Source organism: Streptomyces lacaronensis (genome assembly GCF_047337785.1).
Lineage (GTDB): Bacteria > Actinomycetota > Actinomycetes > Streptomycetales > Streptomycetaceae > Streptomyces > Streptomyces lycopersici.
Window position 1 is genome coordinate 9,812,815 of sequence record NZ_JBLHDK010000003.1, and the last position, 18,404, is coordinate 9,831,218.

At 66.1% G+C, this 18,404-nt stretch carries 15 protein-coding genes; all 15 read left to right on the forward strand.

The genetic code is table 11. From position 1 onward, the window contains the following. Positions 1-3 precede the first annotated feature (3 nt). The 15 genes from ACMTAK_RS42775 to ACMTAK_RS42845 all read left to right on the forward strand — a co-directional run bounded on the left by ACMTAK_RS42775 (position 4) and on the right by ACMTAK_RS42845 (position 18,238). Positions 4-1,044, forward strand: a complete 1,041-nt coding sequence (locus ACMTAK_RS42775; RefSeq protein WP_413811112.1) for an LLM class F420-dependent oxidoreductase — start codon at positions 4-6, stop codon at positions 1,042-1,044. 136 nt (positions 1,045-1,180) lie between these two features. Beyond that, positions 1,181-2,164, forward strand: coding sequence for a LysR substrate-binding domain-containing protein (locus ACMTAK_RS42780; protein WP_413811113.1), 984 nt, complete (start codon positions 1,181-1,183; stop codon positions 2,162-2,164). 409 nt (positions 2,165-2,573) lie between these two features. Further along, a complete protein-coding gene (locus ACMTAK_RS42785; RefSeq protein WP_413811114.1) occupies positions 2,574-3,824 on the forward strand; it encodes a branched-chain amino acid ABC transporter permease in 1,251 nt (416 codons plus the stop codon). A gap of 4 nt (positions 3,825-3,828) precedes the next feature. Further along, positions 3,829-4,809, forward strand: a complete 981-nt coding sequence (locus tag ACMTAK_RS42790; protein ID WP_413811115.1) for a branched-chain amino acid ABC transporter permease — start codon at positions 3,829-3,831, stop codon at positions 4,807-4,809. Next, positions 4,799-5,830, forward strand: a complete 1,032-nt coding sequence (locus ACMTAK_RS42795) for an ABC transporter ATP-binding protein (protein ID WP_413811116.1) — start codon at positions 4,799-4,801, stop codon at positions 5,828-5,830. The genes ACMTAK_RS42790 and ACMTAK_RS42795 overlap by 11 nt, the downstream gene beginning before the upstream one ends. Beyond that, positions 5,827-6,711, forward strand: a complete 885-nt coding sequence (locus ACMTAK_RS42800; protein WP_413811117.1) for an ABC transporter ATP-binding protein — start codon at positions 5,827-5,829, stop codon at positions 6,709-6,711. The genes ACMTAK_RS42795 and ACMTAK_RS42800 overlap by 4 nt, the downstream gene beginning before the upstream one ends. A gap of 121 nt (positions 6,712-6,832) precedes the next feature. Then, the gene (locus tag ACMTAK_RS42805) at positions 6,833-8,134 is read left to right on the forward strand and encodes an ABC transporter substrate-binding protein (RefSeq protein ID WP_413811118.1); all 1,302 of its coding nucleotides are present in this window, start codon (positions 6,833-6,835) and stop codon (positions 8,132-8,134) included. Positions 8,135-8,224: 90 nt separating this feature from the next. After that, entirely contained in the window at positions 8,225-9,454 is a 1,230-nt protein-coding gene (locus tag ACMTAK_RS42810; protein ID WP_413811119.1) for a MalY/PatB family protein, read from the forward strand. A 511-nt stretch (positions 9,455-9,965) separates the two neighbouring features. Beyond that, a complete protein-coding gene (locus ACMTAK_RS42815; protein ID WP_413811120.1) occupies positions 9,966-10,679 on the forward strand; it encodes an urease subunit gamma in 714 nt (237 codons plus the stop codon). 5 nt (positions 10,680-10,684) lie between these two features. Further along, the gene (gene ureC / locus ACMTAK_RS42820) at positions 10,685-12,715 is read left to right on the forward strand and encodes an urease subunit alpha (protein ID WP_413811121.1); all 2,031 of its coding nucleotides are present in this window, start codon (positions 10,685-10,687) and stop codon (positions 12,713-12,715) included. A 75-nt stretch (positions 12,716-12,790) separates the two neighbouring features. Next, on the forward strand, positions 12,791-13,465 hold the full coding sequence (locus ACMTAK_RS42825; protein ID WP_413811122.1) for an urease accessory protein UreF: 675 nt from the start codon (positions 12,791-12,793) through the stop codon (positions 13,463-13,465). 39 nt (positions 13,466-13,504) lie between these two features. After that, a complete protein-coding gene (gene ureG, locus ACMTAK_RS42830; RefSeq protein ID WP_413811123.1) occupies positions 13,505-14,206 on the forward strand; it encodes an urease accessory protein UreG in 702 nt (233 codons plus the stop codon). After that, on the forward strand, positions 14,203-15,018 hold the full coding sequence (locus ACMTAK_RS42835) for an urease accessory protein UreD (protein ID WP_413811124.1): 816 nt from the start codon (positions 14,203-14,205) through the stop codon (positions 15,016-15,018). Before ureG ends, ACMTAK_RS42835 begins: the two co-directional genes overlap by 4 nt. A 666-nt stretch (positions 15,019-15,684) precedes the next feature. Then, positions 15,685-16,707, forward strand: a complete 1,023-nt coding sequence (locus ACMTAK_RS42840; protein ID WP_413811125.1) for a terpene synthase family protein — start codon at positions 15,685-15,687, stop codon at positions 16,705-16,707. After that, positions 16,694-18,238: a prenyltransferase/squalene oxidase repeat-containing protein gene (locus ACMTAK_RS42845; RefSeq protein WP_413811126.1), complete on the forward strand. Its 1,545-nt coding sequence runs from the start codon at positions 16,694-16,696 to the stop codon at positions 18,236-18,238. The genes ACMTAK_RS42840 and ACMTAK_RS42845 overlap by 14 nt, the downstream gene beginning before the upstream one ends. Positions 18,239-18,404: the final 166 nt, after the last annotated feature.

Consider the following 18,404-nt stretch of genomic DNA (forward strand, 5'->3'; position numbering starts at 1 on the left):
CGCATGCGTATCGGTATGACACTGGATTACAGCGGCGACTTCATCGGATCGGTCGGTGCCGCAAAGGATTTCGAGGCGGCAGGGGTTGAGATCGCCTTCGTGCCGGAGGCCTACTCCTTCGACGCCGTCAGCCGGTTGGGCTACCTCGCGGCTCGTACCGAACGCCTGGAGATCGCCTCCGGAATCCTCCCGATCTTCACCCGTACGCCGTCGCTGCTGGCGATGACCGCCGCTGGTCTTGACGAGGTCTCCGGCGGCCGGTTCACGCTGGGCCTCGGAGCGTCGGGACCGCAGGTGATCGAGGGCTTCCACGGGGTGCCGTACGACGCGCCACTCAGCCGCACTCGCGAGGTGGTGGAGATCTGCCGTCAGGTGTGGCGGGGCGAACGGGTGGTGCACCCGGGCCCGAAGTACCCGCTTCCGCTTCCCGCCGAGCGGGGCACCGGGCTCGGCAAGCCCCTGAAACTCGTCAACAAGCTGGTCCGCTCCCGCATCCCCATCACCCTGGCGGCGATCGGACCGAAGAACGTCGAGCTGACGGCCGAACTCGCCGAGGGCTGGCTGCCCGTGTTCTTCCATCCCGGAAAGGCCGCGGAGGTGTGGGGAGCGGCACTGACCGCGGGGCTGGCCCGGCGCGATGCGGCACTGGGCACGCTCGACATCACGGTGACGGCGCCTCTGGCCTTCAGCGACGACGTGGAACACCTGCTGGACCGAGCTCGGCCACAACTGGCCCTCTACATCGGGGGGATGGGCGCGAGGAACAAGAACTTCTACGCCCGGCTCGCCGGTCGGTACGGCTACGAACGGGAGGCGGCGCACATCCAGGACCTGTACCTGGCAGGAAAGAAGCGGGAGGCCGAAGCCGCCGTTCCCGAAGAACTGTTGAGGGCCATATCCCTCGTGGGGACGAAGGAACACATCGCCGGGCAGCTCGAAGCCTTCGCTGCCGCTGGTGTGACGACCCTGTGCGTGAAGCCGCTGGCCGACACGCACGGGGAACGCCTCAACGCCGTCGAGCGACTGCGCGACATGCTGAGCTGACGCCACGCGCGCGGCACGATGCGGGCAGTCCCTCGGCCGTGCCGAACACCTGCTGGAGCGTTCAGCCCAGCTCAGGGCGCACGCGCCGGGCGACGTGGTCGGCGAGCCGGGCGCCGCCGACCAGGCAGGTGCCTCAATGCGGGGCAGCGAGTGTTTTCGCGTACGATTGATTATCTCAAGCGACGAATCGGTGGTCCTGGGCGGCGATTGGTGCGTGATGTACGACCTTCACCGGCTTCGGTTGCTGCGTGAACTCAAGCACCGCGGCACCCTCGCAGCTGTGGCCTCGGCCCTCTCGTACAGTCCTTCGACCATCTCTTCGCAGCTTTCTCAGCTGGAGGCCGAGGTGGGCGTCCCGCTCCTGGAACCTATGGGACGCAGGGTCCGTCTGACGCCTGCGGCGGAGATGCTGGTCGGGCATATCGAGGTGATCTTGGACCGGCTCGAGCAGGCTGAGGCTGATATCGCGCGGACCAAAACCGTGCTTGAGGGGGACTTGCGGATTGCAACGTTTCAGACGGCTGCCAAGACTCTGGTCCTACCTGCCGTCGAGCGGCTTCAGCGTGAGTATCCGCAGCTTCGCGTCCACGTACATCAGGAGAACGAACGCACACCACTGCGTGCCCTTGTCGCGCACGAATTCGACCTGGTCATCGCCGAGGAGTACCCAGGAGAGGCACCGTCGGCCCTGGCCGGCCTGCACACTCAGCTTCTCCTCGAGGATCCTCTCCTTCTTGCCACCCCACCGGACGGCGAGCCGCCGCGACTCGCGGCTCTCGCGGACCTGCCTTGGGTGATGGAGCCCGAGGGTAATGCCGCCAGGCGCTGGGCCAGCGCTGTCTGCCGCCAAGCCGGCTTTGAACCCCAGGTTCGCTACCAGTCGACCGACCTCACCTTCCATGTGCGATTGATCGAAACGGGGCAGGCGGTCGGATTCCTGCCCAAACTTGCCTGGGGCGTCCACGCTCCTACGGTGACACTTACCGAGCTGACGCCGCCGAACGCTCGGCGCGTCCTCATCGCGACCCGCACCGGCAGCCACGATCACCCGGCCGTCCTTGCTGCCCGCGTCGCGCTCGACCGAATCAGTCGCAGCGCACAGGATCCGGCCCGGAGCTGACGTCCGGGGGTCTCGCGTCGTCCGCAGTCAGATCCGCGCCTTACGTCCGACCGAGGTCCGCGGCGGCTTCGTCACGCTTGGATACGGTTTCCTCCCAGTTCATTGGTCGAAAATACCGATGAGTGCGCATCGATAACGACGACTAGACCGGTCAATGAGGGGGCGCCTACTATTCCAGGACCGCGGGCATCGGCCACCCTGAGATCTGGGATACGGCCGACGCGGCCCGTGGCTCATTCGTATTGGTCGTCGGTCTACCCACACTGTCGTGGCTGCCTTGCCGGCGCTCTCGCCGCAGGCCGATCAGATATCCCCGCATGCAATTCTCGGAGAGGCCATGACACCACCCCGTGCACCTTGGCGCGTACGCCGCCATCCTGTTCGCCTGTCGCGACTGCTGGGAGCGGTCATGATCTCGATCGCCCTGCTCGGCGTCGGGGCAGCGAGCGCTCCGGCGTACGCGGCTGGTGACCGGATCGTGCAGGGAACATTGCGCAACTCTGCCGACAACAAGGCACCAGTCGCTGGGGTGAAGATCCGCGTCCAGACCAGTACAGGGAAGACCTACACGGGCGCCAGCAACGGCCAAGGCCGGTTCGCGATCACTGTGCCCGGCAGTGACCCGGGCACCCTGACCGTCATCCTGGACACAAAAACGCTTCCCGATGCTGTGCAGCTACGCGACGGAGCGTCGAACACCTTGCGGCCAATGGGCAGCCTGAGCACGATCACCGTCAACTTCCCCCTCGGTCCCGATACGCGTCAAGTGTCGACAGTGTGGGACCAGATCCCTCAACTACTTTACAACGGCCTGCTGTTCGGTCTGGTGCTGTCATTGGGTGCTCTTGGCCTGTCCATGGTGTTCGGCACGACGGGACTGTCGAATTTCTCCCACGGTGAGCTGGTGACCTTCGGGGCGTTCGCCACCTACGTCGGCAACCGGGTCGTAGGGCTGCCCATCGTCGTGGCGGTGGCGATGGCGGTCGTGCTGTCGGCACTGCTCGGCTACCTGAACGAAAAAGGTTTGTGGAGTCCACTCCGGCGCCGCGGAACGGGACTGATCGCCATGATGATCGTATCGATCGGTCTGCAGTTCCTTCTCCGGAACTTCTACCAGTACTTCACAGGTGGCCGCGCCTTGACCTACCGCGAATACGTCACGCCCGTCGGCCGAGACGCCTTTGGCTTGTTCACCTATACCAGTCGAGATGTCGTCATCATCTCGATCAGTGGGCTCGCGCTCGTCGCGGTGATTCTTGCTCTGCAATATACCCGACTCGGTCGCGCCACGCGCGCGGTGTCGGACAATCCGGCCCTCGCCTCTGCGACGGGGATCAACGTCGATCGTGTCATAGCCACGGTGTGGATCGTGGGCACCGCGCTGGCGGGACTGAGCGGGGCGTTCTTGGGATTCTCCCAATCGGTGACCTACCAGCTGGGAGCGCAGGTGCTGCTGTTGATCTTCGCCGCTACCTGCGTCGGAGGACTGGGATCAGTGTGGGGCGCGGTGATCGGCTCGATCATCATCGGGCTGTTCGTGGAGACCTCAACGTTGGTCATCCCATCGGAACTCAAGTTCGCAGGTGCGATGGTTCTGCTGGTGCTGGTGCTGCTCGTCCGACCACGAGGCCTGCTCGGCCGCGCCGAGAGGGTCGGGTGAGGACATGGACTTCATCGGCGCCGTCACGGGGGCACTGCACGATGGCTTCGGCTATCTGGCCGTCTCGTTCTGCTTGGCTGCGATCGGTTTGAACATTCAGTTCGGCTACGCCGGGCTGGTCAACTTCGGTCAGGCCGCCTTCTTGTCGGTAGGCGGTTACATCATGGGCGCGGCGATCGCCACAAGCGGAGTTCCCACCGTCCTCGCGATCCTGCTCGCGATCGCCTGCAACGTGGCGTTGGCATTGGTATTGGGTATCCCTACCCTGCGTCTTCGGGCGGATTACCTGGCGATCGTCACCATCGCGGCGGCAGAGATTCTGCGGCTTGTGTTCGGGACGTCGTTCCGGACGTACTTTCACGGCAAGGACGGTGTGACCGGTTTTACCGCCGGGTTCCGAAGCCTCAACCCGCTGCCGGACTACGACGGCTTCGTCCTGACCTACAGCCGGGACGAGCTGTGGACAGTCATTGTCGGCTGGTGCCTGGTCATCATGATCAGTCTGCTCACCTGGGCCCTGATGCGATCACCGTGGGGAAGGGTTCTTCGGGGCATCCGTGAAGACGAGGATGCGATGCGGTCTCTGGGCAAGAACGTCTACGGCTACAAGATCCAGGCCCTCACCCTCGGTGGAGTGGTCGGATGCGCCGGAGGTTTCGTGGGCGCGTTCGGGGCCGCTTCGGTCCAGGCCGACACGTTCAACCTGGACTTCACCTTCATCGCCTTGACCATGCTCATCCTCGGTGGCGCCGCTCGGGTCCTCGGTCCGGTCGTCGGCGCGGTGATCTTCTGGGCGATCCTGTCGTTCCTCGGATCGGTCCTGACGCAGTTGGCGGGCTACCCGGTCGTGGCGCGGTTCATGAACGCCGACCAAGCATCAACCATCCGGCTGATGTTGGTCGGACTGGTGCTGATGCTGCTGATGATCTACCGGCCGCAAGGCATCTTCGGTGATCGAAGGGAGATCGCGCTCGATGCCCACTGACAACTTCCCCACTGACCACCTCTCCTCGGGCACCGCACCCAAGGATGACGCCGCTGCCGGTGACACGTCCCAGCCAAGGGTTCCCGACCCCGGCGCCGGGGAGAACAAGTCGATGCGCCAGTGCCGGACCGCTTTGCAGTCGGTGCCGCATGAGCCTGGCGCTGCCAAACCCGACCCCGTTGTGGTCGTGAACGGAATTCGCCGCACCTTCGGAGGCCTCACCGCGGTCGACGTGGAACATCTCGAGATCCAACGTGGGGTCATCACCGCCTTGATCGGACCCAATGGTGCAGGCAAGACCACGTTGTTCAACGTGCTCACCGGCTTCGATCAACCCGATGCCGGTTCCTGGTCCTTCGACGGGACACCGCTCAAAGGCAAGGCAGCCTACAAAGTGGCACGCCTCGGGATGGTCCGGACCTTCCAATTGACCAGAGTGCTCTCCAAATTGACAGTGCTGGAGAACATGCGGATGGGCGCCACAGGTCAGCGTGGCGAACGCTTGTGGGCCGCCGCGCTCCCCACCCTGTGGCGGGCGCAGGAACGAGACATCACCGACCGGGCCCGGGACCTGCTCAAGCGGTTCAAGCTTGACGCCAAGGAGGGAGATTTTGCCGGGTCCCTGTCAGGCGGCCAGAGAAAGCTGCTGGAGATGGCGCGAGCGCTCATGGTCGAACCGAAGCTGGTCATGCTCGACGAACCCATGGCCGGCGTCAATCCAGCGCTGAAGCAGTCCCTGCTCGGGCATGTGAAGTCGCTGCGGGATCAGGGAATGAGTGTCCTGTTCGTCGAACACGACATGGACATGGTGCGAGAGATCTCCGACTGGGTGGTCGTCATGGCCCAGGGCAAGGTAATCGCCGAGGGACCGCCCGCATCCATCATGTCCGACGAACGTGTCATCGATGCCTACCTCGGAGCTCACCACGACGCCGACATCAGCGAGCTCGAACGTGTGATCCAGGTGGAGAACACGCACGACCATGCCGAGCGGATGGTCGACCGGGAGGTCCCGAGATGACTTCTGCCCATCACGGCCCATCGGACGCCCAGGTCACCGATCAGGGCGAGATCGTGGCTGAAGCCGACCCCAACGCCCCCAAGATCGACCAGGCAGCTCGGACAAGGCATCTGCAGGCGGCCGAGGGCGCAGCCCTTCGCGCCGACAATCTGATCGCTGGGTACCTCCCCGGAGTCAACATCCTGAACGGCGCCGATCTGTACTGCCAACCCGGCGAGTTGGTCGGCATCATCGGACCCAACGGCGCCGGCAAGTCGACACTGCTCAAAGCACTCTTCGGGCTCGTCAAGATCACCACCGGGACGGTTCGCCTGCGGGGCGAAGAGGTCACGAACCAGCGCGCCGACGCACTGGTGTCCCAAGGGATCGGCTTCGTACCCCAAACCAACAACATTTTCCCCTCGCTCACCATCGAGGAAAACCTGCAGATGGGGTGCTATCAGAACCCCAAGAAGTTCGCCATCCGGTTTGCGTTCGTGACCGAGCTGTTCCCCGCGCTGGGTCGGCGCCGCAAGCAACGGGCCGGGCAACTGTCAGGCGGTGAGCGGCAGATGGTGGCTATGGGCCGGGCTCTGATGATGGAACCCTCCGTGTTGTTGCTCGACGAACCCTCGGCGGGCCTGTCTCCGGCCATGCAGGACGAGGTGTTCGTCCAGACCCGAGCCATCAACCGCACCGGTGTATCAGTCGTCATGGTCGAGCAGAACGCACGCCGCTGCCTGCAGATCTGCGACCGCGGATACGTCCTCGACCAAGGACGCAACGCCTACACCGGGTCCGGCCAGTCGCTGGCCCGAGACGCCAGGGTGGTGGAGCTGTATCTCGGCACCTTGGCCAATGCCGTCCGGGCAGACAGCACACCTGCCGACAGGCGGAACTAGGACCACGACCACACATGTTTGCCGGTCGAACCTCCCATCGCGTCCGCTCCTGACATCCGTCACGACACGGTCGTGCACCACACCAATAGCGCAACAGCCATCACCCACACTTGGAGGCCTCATGTCGCTCCTGCGACGCAGCACCTGGATCGCCGTTCTGGCCTCCGCCGCGCTGGCGACCACCGCTTGCGGCAGCCCCACCTCAGCGGGCAGCGAGCCGGCAGCCAGGGCGGGCACCCAGCTCTACTTCGTAGACGGCAACACCGCCGACTACTCCGGTGATTTCGAGCCGGGCACTCTCAACGGTGTGCGCGCCACCCTGCCCGGCGGCAAGATCGGCGACGAGTTCCGGCAGAGGATCCTCAAGATCAACAGCAAGGTGAAGGACTTCACCTACGCTCCGGAGGCCTACGACGCCACGATCCTCTCAGCCCTGGCCGCGGTCGCCGCCAAGAACGACTCCGGCAAGGCGATCGCCGAGAAGGAGATCGGCATCACCAGGGGTGGGACAAAATGCACCAGCTTCAAGCAGTGCGCCGACCTACTCGCCGACGGAACGGACATCGACTACGACGGCGCCTCTGGCTCGATCGAGATGAACTCGACAGGAAGCCCGTCCGCGGCGACCGTCGGCATCTACCAATTCGGGCAGGACAACAACTACAAGAATGTTGGTTACGTTAACGGCACCACCCCGGACAAAGCCAACATCCGAACCGACCAGAAGGTCAGCGGCCCCATCCCCAAGGGGGACGGCACCCTTACGTTTGGCACCCTGCTCCCTGCCACCGGGGACAGCTCCTTCCTCGGCGCCCCGCAGTTCGCCGGCGTGGACCTGGCTATTGAGGAAATCAACAAGGCCGGGGGTGTGCTGGGCAAGGATGTGAAGCAGCTGAAGGGAGACTCCGGTGACGGGTCGCCGAACATCGCGCCATCCGAGACCGACAAACTGCTCCGCGGTGGTGCTGACGTCATCGTCGGCGCCGCTTCCTCGTCGGTGTCGCTGTCGGTAATCGACAAGATCACCGGGGCCGGCGTCGTCCAGATATCCGCCGGAAACACCTCGACTGCATTCGACACCTACCCCGACCACGGCATGTACTTCCGCACGGCTCCCTCCGACGTCCTGCAGGGGCAAGTGATGGCCCAGACCGTCAGCGAGGACGGTCACGGCAACATCGCGATCCTGGCCCGACAGGACGCCTACGGAGAGGCATTGGCGAAGAACGTCCGCTCCTTCTACGAGGAGTCCGGCGGCAAAGTCGTCTCCTATGTCCTCTACGACGCGAACGCGGCCAACTACACGGCCGAGGTGGAGAAGTTGAAGGCCCAGCACCCGGACGCCATCGTGCTGATCTCGTTCGACGAGACGAAGAAGATCGTCCCGGAACTCATCAAAGCCGGTATCGGCCAGAACGGCTGAGCCCGTGCCTGGCTGGTGGCCGTGGCTCCGGATCCGCCCCGGAGCCACGACCACCCAGAAGACCGTGTCGCCCGTGTAGTGGAGATTCGCATGACCACCAGACCAAAAGCCATGCCGGCCGCCACCGCTGAGTGCGGTGCCGACCCCGACTTTGACACGGTGTACGACCGTGCCAGTTTCGGGTCAGCCAAATGGGCCAACCAATGGGACGAATATTCACCGCGTGTCCAGGGCGAGGATCTGCTGTCGCTATGGACGGCCGACATGGACTTCCGGGCGCCGACGACCGTCATCGACCGACTGCGCGCCGCTGTGGACCACGGTATCTACGGCTACACCCTGCGAGACCCGGAACACTTCCAGATCGTGCGGAACTGGTTCACCGTCAGGCACGGCTGGACACCACCGGTGGAAACGCTCCTTCCGGCCCCTTCGATCATGTCCTCGGTCGCGGCCATCTTGCGCACCTTCACCGCGCCTGGAGATGGGGTGATCGTCCAATCACCGGTCTACTCACCGAATTTCGAGGTCATTACCGGAAACCACCGGCGGCTGCTCGTGAACCGGCTCCGGCTCATCGACAACCGCTACGAGTTCGACCTCGACAACTTGGCCGAGCTGGCCGCATCCGGCGCGAAGGTGCTATTGCTCTGCAATCCCCACAATCCCTCGGGCCGGAGCTGGACAGCTGACGAGTTGCTCGCTGTGAACGACATCTGTGCGCGCTACGACCTTCTAGTGATTTCTGATGAAATCCACTGCGACATCCGACTGAACGGTCGGCCCCACGTGGTCTACGCCTCGATCAGCAGCGACGCCGCCCGCCGGGCATTCATCTGCACTGCCCCCACGAAGACCTTCAACCTTGCAGGCCTGCCATCGGCCACAATCTCGGTTGCCGATCCAATCCTGCGTTCGGAAATGCTGAACACCATGCGGGCATCATTCATGACCAATGCGCATTACTTCGGTCGTCTCGCCTTAGAGACTGCCTATACCACGGGTGGTCCGTGGCTCGACCGGCTGACCGACTATGTCAAGGGCAACGTGGCCTTCGTGCAGGAGTTTCTCCAAGAGAGGCTGCCCGAGATCACCCCGATGCCGCCGGACGCATCGTTCCTGGTTTGGCTGGAGGCTCGTGAGCTTGACTCTCGTGTGGGCGGGTTGCACCAGTTCCTTGTCGACCGTGCGGGCGTCAATCTCTACGCCGGCCGGGTCTACGGCCCTGGAGGAGAGGGATACCTCCGACTCAACGTCGGTTGCCCGCGGAAGGTGCTGACTGAGGCGCTCGAACGCGTCGACCGTGCCCTGTCGCGATAGCACTCATCGGCCTCACCGCCACGAGTGCACGAGTGACTGCCCACAGCGAGGGTCTGTCCGGGTGGTTGGAGGTCGAGCCCGGTCTTGGCGATGAGCCCCTCGATGGGGGGCGGTACCGCATCCTTTTCAGCCGCGTCTTCACCAACGCGGTGAGCCGGCCGAGGCTGGGGTCTTCCCGGTCACGCCCGGCACCCTGTCAAGGCCTCTGTGTCTTGCGGGGGCCAGGGAAGCCAGTTGGCCCGCGAGGCGACCCCGGTGTGTCGATTTCAGGTGAATCGTTCCGGCTGTCACTCGTACGAGCGTGGTCTGGTGGTGCGTTGTTTCCGGGCCCGTCCGCGTGACCATGCTCGTCTCACGACGTTGGGGCCGGACGACAAGGAAGCTGTGCGGCACGGACGGCACGGAAGCGAAGTCGCGGCGACTCCGTCTCGGGCCGTCAGTGGTCATGGTCAGGTCCCAGCACCAGAGCCCAGGACAGAAGCTCTGGGCAGGGCGAGCACAGGGCGGGCCTATGCATCTGACTCCACATGAACAAGAACGCCTGATGATCCACGTGGCGGCGGATGTCGCCGAGAAGCGGCGAGCCCGGGGGGTGTTGCTCAACTACCCCGAGTCAGTGGCGCTGTTGACCGCGCATGTGTATGAGGGTGCCCGGGACGGCAGGACCGTCGCCGACCTCATGTCTTCCGGGCGGAAGCTGCTCACCCGGGAGGAGGTCATGGAGGGCGTCCCGGAGATGATCGAGAACGTACAGGTGGAGGCCACGTTCCCCGACGGCACGAAGCTGGTCACCATCCACGATCCCTTTCCTGGAGTGGGCAAGGACGAAGAGCCAATCGTCTGTCCGGGAAAGGTCGACTTCTCCCCCCGTGAGGGAGACGAGGTCGTGGTCTTCAACGAGCGCAACCGACAGGAGAAGGAGGTCACGAAGCTGACGGTCACGAACCCGACCGACCGCCCCATCCAGATCGGTTCCCACTACCACTTCGCCGAGGCCAACGACGGGCTGGAGTTCACTCGCCAGCAGGCGTGGGGCAAGCGTCTGAACGTCCCCGCCGGCAGCTCCGTACGGTTCGAGCCCGGCATCACCGAAGAGGTCGAGCTGGTGCCCATCGAGGGTGAGCGTGTGGTCCACGGTTTGCGCGGAAAGGTCAAGGGCCTGCCCGAGAAGATCGACGGCTCGCTCGACAACACCACGGGTTCGTTCGACAAGAAGCAGGTGTGAAGTCCATGGCTCAGTGCCCCGACTGTTCCTGCTGCCACGAAGAGCCGAAGCCTTTCGACCCCCTGACCCGCGCCGCCTACGCGGACCGGTTCGGCCCGACGACGCGCGACCGTATCCGCCTCGCCGACACGGCACTGCGGATCAAGATCGAGGACGACTGGTCGGGCGGACCCGGACGCAGCGGCAACGAGATGGTCTTCGGCGGCGGCAAGGTGATCCGTGAATCGATGGGGCAGTCCATCGCGGCGCGTGACCCGGGCGGGGACAAGAACAGCAAGGCCGCCGAGAGCCGCGTCCTGCCGCCCGACACCGTCATCACCGGCGCTGTCGTGCTGGATCACTGGGGCGTCGTCAAGGCCGATGTCGCCATCCGTAACGGCGACATCGTCGCGCTCGGCAAGGCGTACAACCCCGAGACCATGAACCGTCTGCACGAGAACGGGGTCAGCCACAACGGCATCGGTCCGACGCCCACCGACTTCGCCATCGGTCCGGATACGGAGGTCATCGCGGGCAAGGGCAGGATCCTCACCGCCGGCGGGATCGACACGCACGTCCACTTCATCTGCCCCGACCAGGTCGATGAGGCGCTGGCCGCGGGCGTCACCACTCTCATCGGCGGCGGCACGGGTCCGGCAGAGGGCAGCACGGCCACCACCGTCACCCCCGGGTCCTGGCACGTCGACCGTACGTTTGAGGCGCTGGACGCCTTCCCGGTCAACATCGGGCTGCTCGGCAAGGGCGCCACGATGTCGGAGGAGTCCATGCTCGGCCAGGTGGACGCCGGTGTCATCGGGTTCAAGGTTCACGAGGACTGGGGTGCCACCCCCGCCGTCATCGGTAAGTGCCTGGACGTCTGCGAGCAGACCGGCGTCCAGCTCGCGCTCCACGCTGACTCGCTGAACGAGGCCGGTTTCGTCCAGGACACCATGGACGCCATCAAGAAGCGTTCCATCCACGTCTTCCATGTCGAGGGCGCCGGCGGTGGCCACGCCCCTGACATGATCAAGATGGTGAGCGAGCCGAATGTGCTGCCCGCGTCCACCAATCCCACTCGGCCGCTGACCGTCAACACGGTCAAGGAACACTTCGACATGGTGATGGTCTGCCATCATCTCAACCCGAAGGTGGAGGAGGACCTGGCCTTCGCGGACTCCCGGATCCGGCCCTCCACGATGGCCGCCGAGGACATCCTGCACGACCTCGGTGCCATCTCGATCATGTCCTCGGACGCTCAGGCCATGGGCCGCATCGGCGAGATGATTATGCGCACCTGGCAGACCGCGCACGTCATGAAGGTACGCCGCGGTTTCCTGGAGGGGGACCTGCCGGAGGAGAAGGCGAAGAACAAGAAGCCGGTGGAGAAGCCGGTGGACAAGACGCCGGAGGCTGAGGCGCCTCTGGCCGACAACAGGCGCGCCCGCCGGTACGTCGCGAAGTACACCATCAACCCGGCGCTCGCCCAGGGCATCGACGCTGTCGTCGGGTCGGTGGAGACCGGCAAGCTGGCCGACCTGGTGCTGTGGGAGCCGAAGTTCTTCGGAGTCAAACCCCACATGGTCATCAAGGGCGGACAGATCGCGTACGGGCAGGTGGGCGACGCCAACGCCTCCATTCCCACCCCGCAGCCGGTTCTGCCGCGCCCGATGTGGGGAGCCACGGGCCTGGCACCGGGCACCATCTCCTACAACTTCGTCACGCAACGGGCCATCGACAGGTTCGCCGCCCGACAGGCCGATCACGTCGGCACCAAGAAGACCACTGCTGCCGCAACCAAGCAGGCAGACGACAGTGGCCGCCCGGAACGACGGGCGTTGAACAAGCAGTTCAAGGCCATCAAGGACACGCGCCAGGTCAAAAAGGCCGACATGAAGGAGAACAACGCCACCCCCGATGTCGTGATCGACCCTGACACCTACGAGGTCATCGTGGGCGGCGCGAAGGTGACAGATGTGACGACATTTGTCGAAGGGCGGATCGTCGACCGCGCCTACGTTTCCGAACTGCCCATGGCGCAGCGCTACTTCCTCTTCTGAGCTTCCGAAAGAGGCACCACACGGTGACACAGAAGCGAACCATGAAGAAGCGGAATGAAAGGTGATCTGCGAAAGATGAATCGCGCCGCGCTGCTCGTCCTGGCCGACGGCCGGTTCCCCGCCGGAGGGCACGCGCACTCCGGCGGAGCCGAACCGGCTGTGGCCGCGGGTCGCATCAAGGATCCGGACTCGCTGGAGGACTTCTGCCGGGGGCGGCTGCACACCGTGGGCCTGGTCGCGGCGGCACTGGCCGCCGCGGCCGCCGCCGGCCACGACCCGCTGGAGCTGGACGAGGCCGCCGACGCCCGCACCCCGGTGCAGGCCCTCCGGATCACCGCCCGCAAACTCGGGCGGCAGATGATGCGGGCGGCCCGCGCCACTTGGACGTCGGCTGAGCTGGACCAACTGGCCGCGCACCGGCCACAGGGCGCCCACCAGCCGGTGGTCTTGGGTCTGGCCGCCCGGTCGGCCGGGCTGGCCCCGCTGGACGCGGCGTATGCGGCTGGGTACGAAGCGGTCAGCGGGCCGGCCACGGCGGCCGTCCGGCTGCTGAGCCTGGACCCGTTCGACGCCACCGCTGTCCTCGCTCGCCTGGCCCCCGAGCTCGACCAGACCGCAGCCGCAGCCGCCGCAGCAGCCCAACGCATCCCCGAGGAGGGGATGGACGCGCTGCCCGCCGCCTCCGCGCCGCTGCTCGACATCACCGCGCAGCAGCACGCCGCCTGGGCGGTACGCCTGTTCGCCTCCTGACCAGCCATACCACGAGGCCACGAACGACAGGAGTTACGCATGCATGTCGATCACGATCTCGACGAGCAGTTCCCCCACAGGCACACCTACGGCGCCCCCGGCCCGAAGCGCCCCGACGGTATCCGACGCGCCCTGCGCATCGGCCTGGGCGGGCCAGTCGGCTCGGGCAAGACCGCCACCGTCGCCGCCCTGTGCCGGGCCCTGTGCGACGAGCTGTCCATCGCCGTGGTCACCAACGACATCTACACCCGCGAGGACGCCGACTTCCTGCTCCGCGAAGCCGTCCTCCCGCCCGAACGCATCAAGGCCGTCGAAACCGGTGCCTGCCCGCACACCGCGATCCGCGACGACATCTCCGCCAACCTCGAGGCCGTCGAGGGCCTGGAGGACGAGGTCGGCTCTCTCGACCTGGTCCTGGTGGAGTCCGGCGGCGACAACCTCACCGCCACGTTCTCCAAGGGGCTGGTCGACGGACAGATCTTTGTCATCGACGTGGCCGGCGGAGACGACATCCCGCGCAAGGGCGGCCCGGGCGTTACCACCGCCGACCTCCTCGTCATCAACAAGACCGACCTCGCCCCCCACGTCGGCTCCGACCTCGAGGGCATGGCCCGCGACGCCAGGGCCCAGCGTGGCCACCTCCCTGTCGCCTTCACCTCCCTCAAGAGCGAGGGCGGCATCAAACCGGTCGCCGACTGGGTCCGCGAACGCCTCACCGATTGGACCGAGGCCCCCGCATGACCCTCGCAACCCCACCAACGAGGGCTGCCGCCGAACGGGGTGCCACGGGCGTACGGGCTACCGCTCGCATCTCGGCAGCCACCAGAGGCGGTACCACCACCGTGCCCGTCCTCGACGGCGACGGGCCTTTCGAACTGCGGCGCCTGCGCTCACGAGGGACCGAGGCGCGGGTTTGTGTCGTCGGCGCGATGAGTGCCCCCCTCGGCGGCGACCGGCTGCGCATCGAAGCCACCGCCCAGCAAGGCGCCGTGCTGCATATCACCTCCGCCGCCGCGACCCTCGCCCTGCGGGGCCCAACGCCCGAGCACGCCACCTACGACGTGCGGCTCACCGTGGGAGAACACGCACAGCTCCGCTGGCTGCCCAAGCCGCTGATCTGCGCGACCGGCAGTGATCTGCGGCAGACCTGGACCATCGACCTCGCCCCCACCGCGAGGTTCGTACTGCGCGAAGAACAGGTCCTCGGGCGCACCGGAGAACCGCCGGGCCATGTAGCGACTCGTCTCACCGTGCGACGCGGCGGGCGCACTCTGCTGGACCAGCAGGCCGAGTACGGACCAGGTGGGCCCGCCTGGGACGGCCCAGCGGTCCTCGCCGACAGCCGCGCGACCGGGCAACTCCTCATCGTCGACCCGGCCTTCGAGCAGACGCCCCCCGAAGTCCACCTGCTCGGTGGCACCCCGGAAGACGGCCAGGGCGTGCTGACACCGCTCGCCGGCCCGGCCGCACTGATCACCGCTGTCGCCCCGGACGGCCTTCGCCTGCGTCACCTTCTCGACGCGGCACAAGTATCGCGGCTCGGAGCGGCGTGATCGTCTGAGGATGCCAGGACGGCCTGGCATCCGTCAGACGACGCGTTTTCCTGCTCGACTACTCCGCCGGCGTCGCCGCCGACCTCTCCTGTACGAGGCGCGGAACCAGGACCCGTGTGGAGCAGACGGTGCGTGGTCGGCCGCGGCGTTTGGGACGGGAGGCCTTCGCGTGGCGGCGGCGGAGCAGGTCGCGGCGGCGGAGCAGGTCGCGGTGCCGGAGCAGGAGGGCGGTGCGGGGTACTCCACGCGGTCTTCGCTCAGGTATTGGGGGGCTCGAACTCACGGCCCCGGTGCACTCCCATGGGTGGTTTCTTCATGTAGCAGTCATATAGGGCCGATGTGGGGAGAAGGCAACACGCCATGATGCTGGTTCGTCGAGGAAGGACTTTTCATGCGCCATCGTGCTGTGTCCATCGCGGCCGTGGTCTGCGTGTGGTCTTCGACCGCAGCTGTGTCCATTGCCGTAGCCGCGGACGTTCAGGCTCCCGTCGGGGACCAGGTCAGGTGGTGTCTGCCTGCCGCCGCGGCGCAGGAGTTCGCGGCCGCCGGAGGCGCCGCCGCGTTCATGAAGGCGTTCGGTTCGGAAACGGTGCCGGTCGGCTCTCCCTTGGCCACGATCGCCGGACGCGTTGACGCGTCGTCGATGCCGGACTAGGGGGACCAGGCGTGAGCGGCGGTCCTTCGTGCCCCGAGCCCCCTGAAGGTAGCCGACCGAGCTGTGCGAGGCGGCTCCTGCGCTGGGCGCAACAGGTAGGTCTTGCGGGCAGCGCCTCGGAACAGCGGCGACTGGCTGCCATGGGGCTGGATGTGCTCGCAGAGCGGATGGTGCCGACAGCGGACGAGCCGGATGTGGCGTTGACAGCGCAGTGGTCCGCGTTCATCTGCCTGGTCGACGACTACTTCGATCGTGACCTGCGGGGAACGCCGACTTCGCGCGCCGAGTCCGTCCTGCAGCGCTTGCTCGGCGTACTCGCCGGGGAGGAACCGCAGCCGGACAGCACAGGTCCCGAGGTGGCGTTGGCCGACCTGTGGCGACGTACAGCTCCGCGGATGTCGCCACGGTGGCGTGATCGGTTCATCGCCGACTACACCGACTTCAGCCGGGCCACGTGCGAGGAAGCCGTCCACCGCGAGCGGCGTCATCAGCTGCCCCTGGATAGTTACGTGGCACTGCGCCGGCGGACCATCACGGTCCTTCCGATGACGGACATCGTGGAGTGCACGGCTGCGGCCTCTCTGCCTGATTCACCTGAACTGCTCGAGCAGCGTGCTGAAGGAGCGCGTCTGTGGGCGTTCCGGTGCGCCGCCGCCGATGTCGTCGGCTGGACCAACGACCTGGCCTCCGCCGAGGCTGACCGCAGCCAGGGGCAGAACAACCTGCTGACAGTGCTGGAACGTGAGCGGGGATGCTCCTTCGCCGAGTCGCGTACGGAGGTCGTGAGCATGCGAGACGCCAGGCTGAAGGACTTCCGCAGCCTCGCCTTGAAGCTTTCGGACGGGCGAGGCGTGCCCTCGTCGGCACACGTTTCCGTAGCCGCCTACACCGCAGCCATCTGCGACGTGGTGAATGCTTCGTTGTACTGGCTCGGCCGAACCGGGCGGTTCGACGCCCAATGGCTTCCACCGCACGCTGTGTCATCCCAGCCCGGAGCTGAAGAGGGACGACGGACATCACATGAGACCTCCTGAAGCCGGGTACGTCCTGCCCGACTGGCCGGCCAGGCTGTTCCCACCCGGTCTCGGTGCCGCCCGGGCTCGTCTGACGGATTGCCTGCTGCGGCGCATCGGGCTGGACGGTGCCCTGCGCGACCCCTGCGAGAGCCGAGTACTCGAATCCGCCTTACTTCTGGCCCTTTTGGACCGGACCGGACGGTCCTGCGAGCTTCGATCAGCGCGCAGCCGGGTCGTGCGCTACCTGCGTCAGCCGCACCGTCATGGCAGTTCGTGGGATGAGGCATTCACCGCGATCGTTTTGAGGAAGCGGACGCAGGTCGCATCAGCCCATCGGGCTGCTGATGATTTCGCGGCGCGGGCACCGCGGTTCACCGGGCCGCGAAAGCGCCTGGTGTTCCAGGCGATTCTCGTCATGCTGGGTTCCGAACCTCTCCCTGATGGATGTGAGCTGTTCCCACCCCACGGTCTCCATCCGTGGGCGTCGATGCAGGTCACTGCGGCCAAGGTGGTCCTCGCCGACGCAGCGGCCCGGTCGGACATGATCGGCAGCGAAGACGTAGCCCTGTTGCTGTCCACGCAGCGTCCCGGTGAGGTGTGGGAGGGCAACGTGCTCATCCACCTTCTTGTCCTGCACGCGCTGTCTCGTGTGCCGGGCAACGTCACCACCGTGAGGGACGGCATCCGAACCGCGCTGCTGCATCAGCGAGACGACGGCGGTATCCCGTTCGTCACGGACACCGACACGTGGACCGCCGTCACTGCCGGCCTTGCTCTGCGTACCGCCGGTGCCCCGCGTGGCTCCCTTGAGCGGATCGCTCAGCACGTGCTGCGGCTGCAGCATCCGAGCGGGGGCTGGTCCTATACGGATCGTGCCCGGCTGGCCGATACCGATTGCACCACGGTGGCCCTGGAATTCCTGCACGAAGCGGATCCGCACGTCTTCCGCAACCCGGTCCAGCGCGGTATCAAGGCCCTGCTCTCCGTGCGTGGAGGGGACGGCGGGTTCCCCACCTACGCCGGTACTCCTTCAGAAGCGTGCATGACCGCCGCAGTGATCAACGTTCTGGCGACGCAGGGCTCCCGGTACCAGCGCGTCATCGGCGAGGCCATGACGTTCCTTGCCGGTAGTCAGAAGCCCGACGGTTCCTTCCCCCCGGGCTGGAGCGACAGCCGGCTTCACACGCTCTTCCGCGCCCATCTGGCTACCAGGCCCTTCACCGCGGGCAGGGCCCCGGTTGTGCGTGAACGAATCGTCCGGCTGGTGCGCTCGATCCAGAACGAGGACGGCGGCTGGGGCAAGGAGGACGGCATACCGAGCGACGTCATCAGCACCGCCTACGGACTGATCGTGGCAGCCGGTCTGCCCGACCATCTTCCCGCCGTCCGGGCCGCGGAGTATCTGCTCTCGCAGCAGCATTCCGACGGCAGGATCGATGCGCCGCCTGACATGGTCGGGCCCAGGCCGCTCCCGTACCACGTTCCCATGCTCTCCGACGCCTTCCTCCTCCTCTCGTGGGCACACCTCACCCGCCGCGTCACTCCTTGAGGAGCTTGCCGTTCCAGGGCAGCACCGCAGTCCATCGCACTCGGAAGGACCTCATGATGTTGCTCTTCCACCGCGGGCGGCTCAGGCCGACGACCGCCGCGGATCTTCCCTGTCGCCCCGGAATGAGCGGGCGTCCCGGTTGATCCGGCCTGCCGAAGCCTTCCCT

What these genes read in the sequence shown, in the direction of transcription:
- ACMTAK_RS42810 (WP_413811119.1), top strand. Translation starts at nt 8,225, where the DNA reads ATGACCACCAGACCAAAAGCCATGCCGGCCGCCACCGCTGAGTGCGGT.
- ACMTAK_RS42790 (WP_413811115.1), top strand. Translation starts at nt 3,829, where the DNA reads ATGGACTTCATCGGCGCCGTCACGGGGGCACTGCACGATGGCTTCGGC.
- ureG (WP_413811123.1), top strand. Translation starts at nt 13,505, where the DNA reads ATGCATGTCGATCACGATCTCGACGAGCAGTTCCCCCACAGGCACACC.
- ACMTAK_RS42805 (WP_413811118.1), top strand. Translation starts at nt 6,833, where the DNA reads ATGTCGCTCCTGCGACGCAGCACCTGGATCGCCGTTCTGGCCTCCGCC.
- ACMTAK_RS42815 (WP_413811120.1), top strand. Translation starts at nt 9,966, where the DNA reads ATGCATCTGACTCCACATGAACAAGAACGCCTGATGATCCACGTGGCG.
- ACMTAK_RS42835 (WP_413811124.1), top strand. Translation starts at nt 14,203, where the DNA reads ATGACCCTCGCAACCCCACCAACGAGGGCTGCCGCCGAACGGGGTGCC.
- ACMTAK_RS42825 (WP_413811122.1), top strand. Translation starts at nt 12,791, where the DNA reads ATGAATCGCGCCGCGCTGCTCGTCCTGGCCGACGGCCGGTTCCCCGCC.
- ACMTAK_RS42795 (WP_413811116.1), top strand. Translation starts at nt 4,799, where the DNA reads ATGCCCACTGACAACTTCCCCACTGACCACCTCTCCTCGGGCACCGCA.
- ACMTAK_RS42800 (WP_413811117.1), top strand. Translation starts at nt 5,827, where the DNA reads ATGACTTCTGCCCATCACGGCCCATCGGACGCCCAGGTCACCGATCAG.
- ACMTAK_RS42780 (WP_413811113.1), top strand. Translation starts at nt 1,181, where the DNA reads ATGCGGGGCAGCGAGTGTTTTCGCGTACGATTGATTATCTCAAGCGAC.
- ACMTAK_RS42845 (WP_413811126.1), top strand. Translation starts at nt 16,694, where the DNA reads ATGAGACCTCCTGAAGCCGGGTACGTCCTGCCCGACTGGCCGGCCAGG.
- ureC (WP_413811121.1), top strand. Translation starts at nt 10,685, where the DNA reads ATGGCTCAGTGCCCCGACTGTTCCTGCTGCCACGAAGAGCCGAAGCCT.
- ACMTAK_RS42775 (WP_413811112.1), top strand. Translation starts at nt 4, where the DNA reads ATGCGTATCGGTATGACACTGGATTACAGCGGCGACTTCATCGGATCG.
- ACMTAK_RS42785 (WP_413811114.1), top strand. Translation starts at nt 2,574, where the DNA reads ATGATCTCGATCGCCCTGCTCGGCGTCGGGGCAGCGAGCGCTCCGGCG.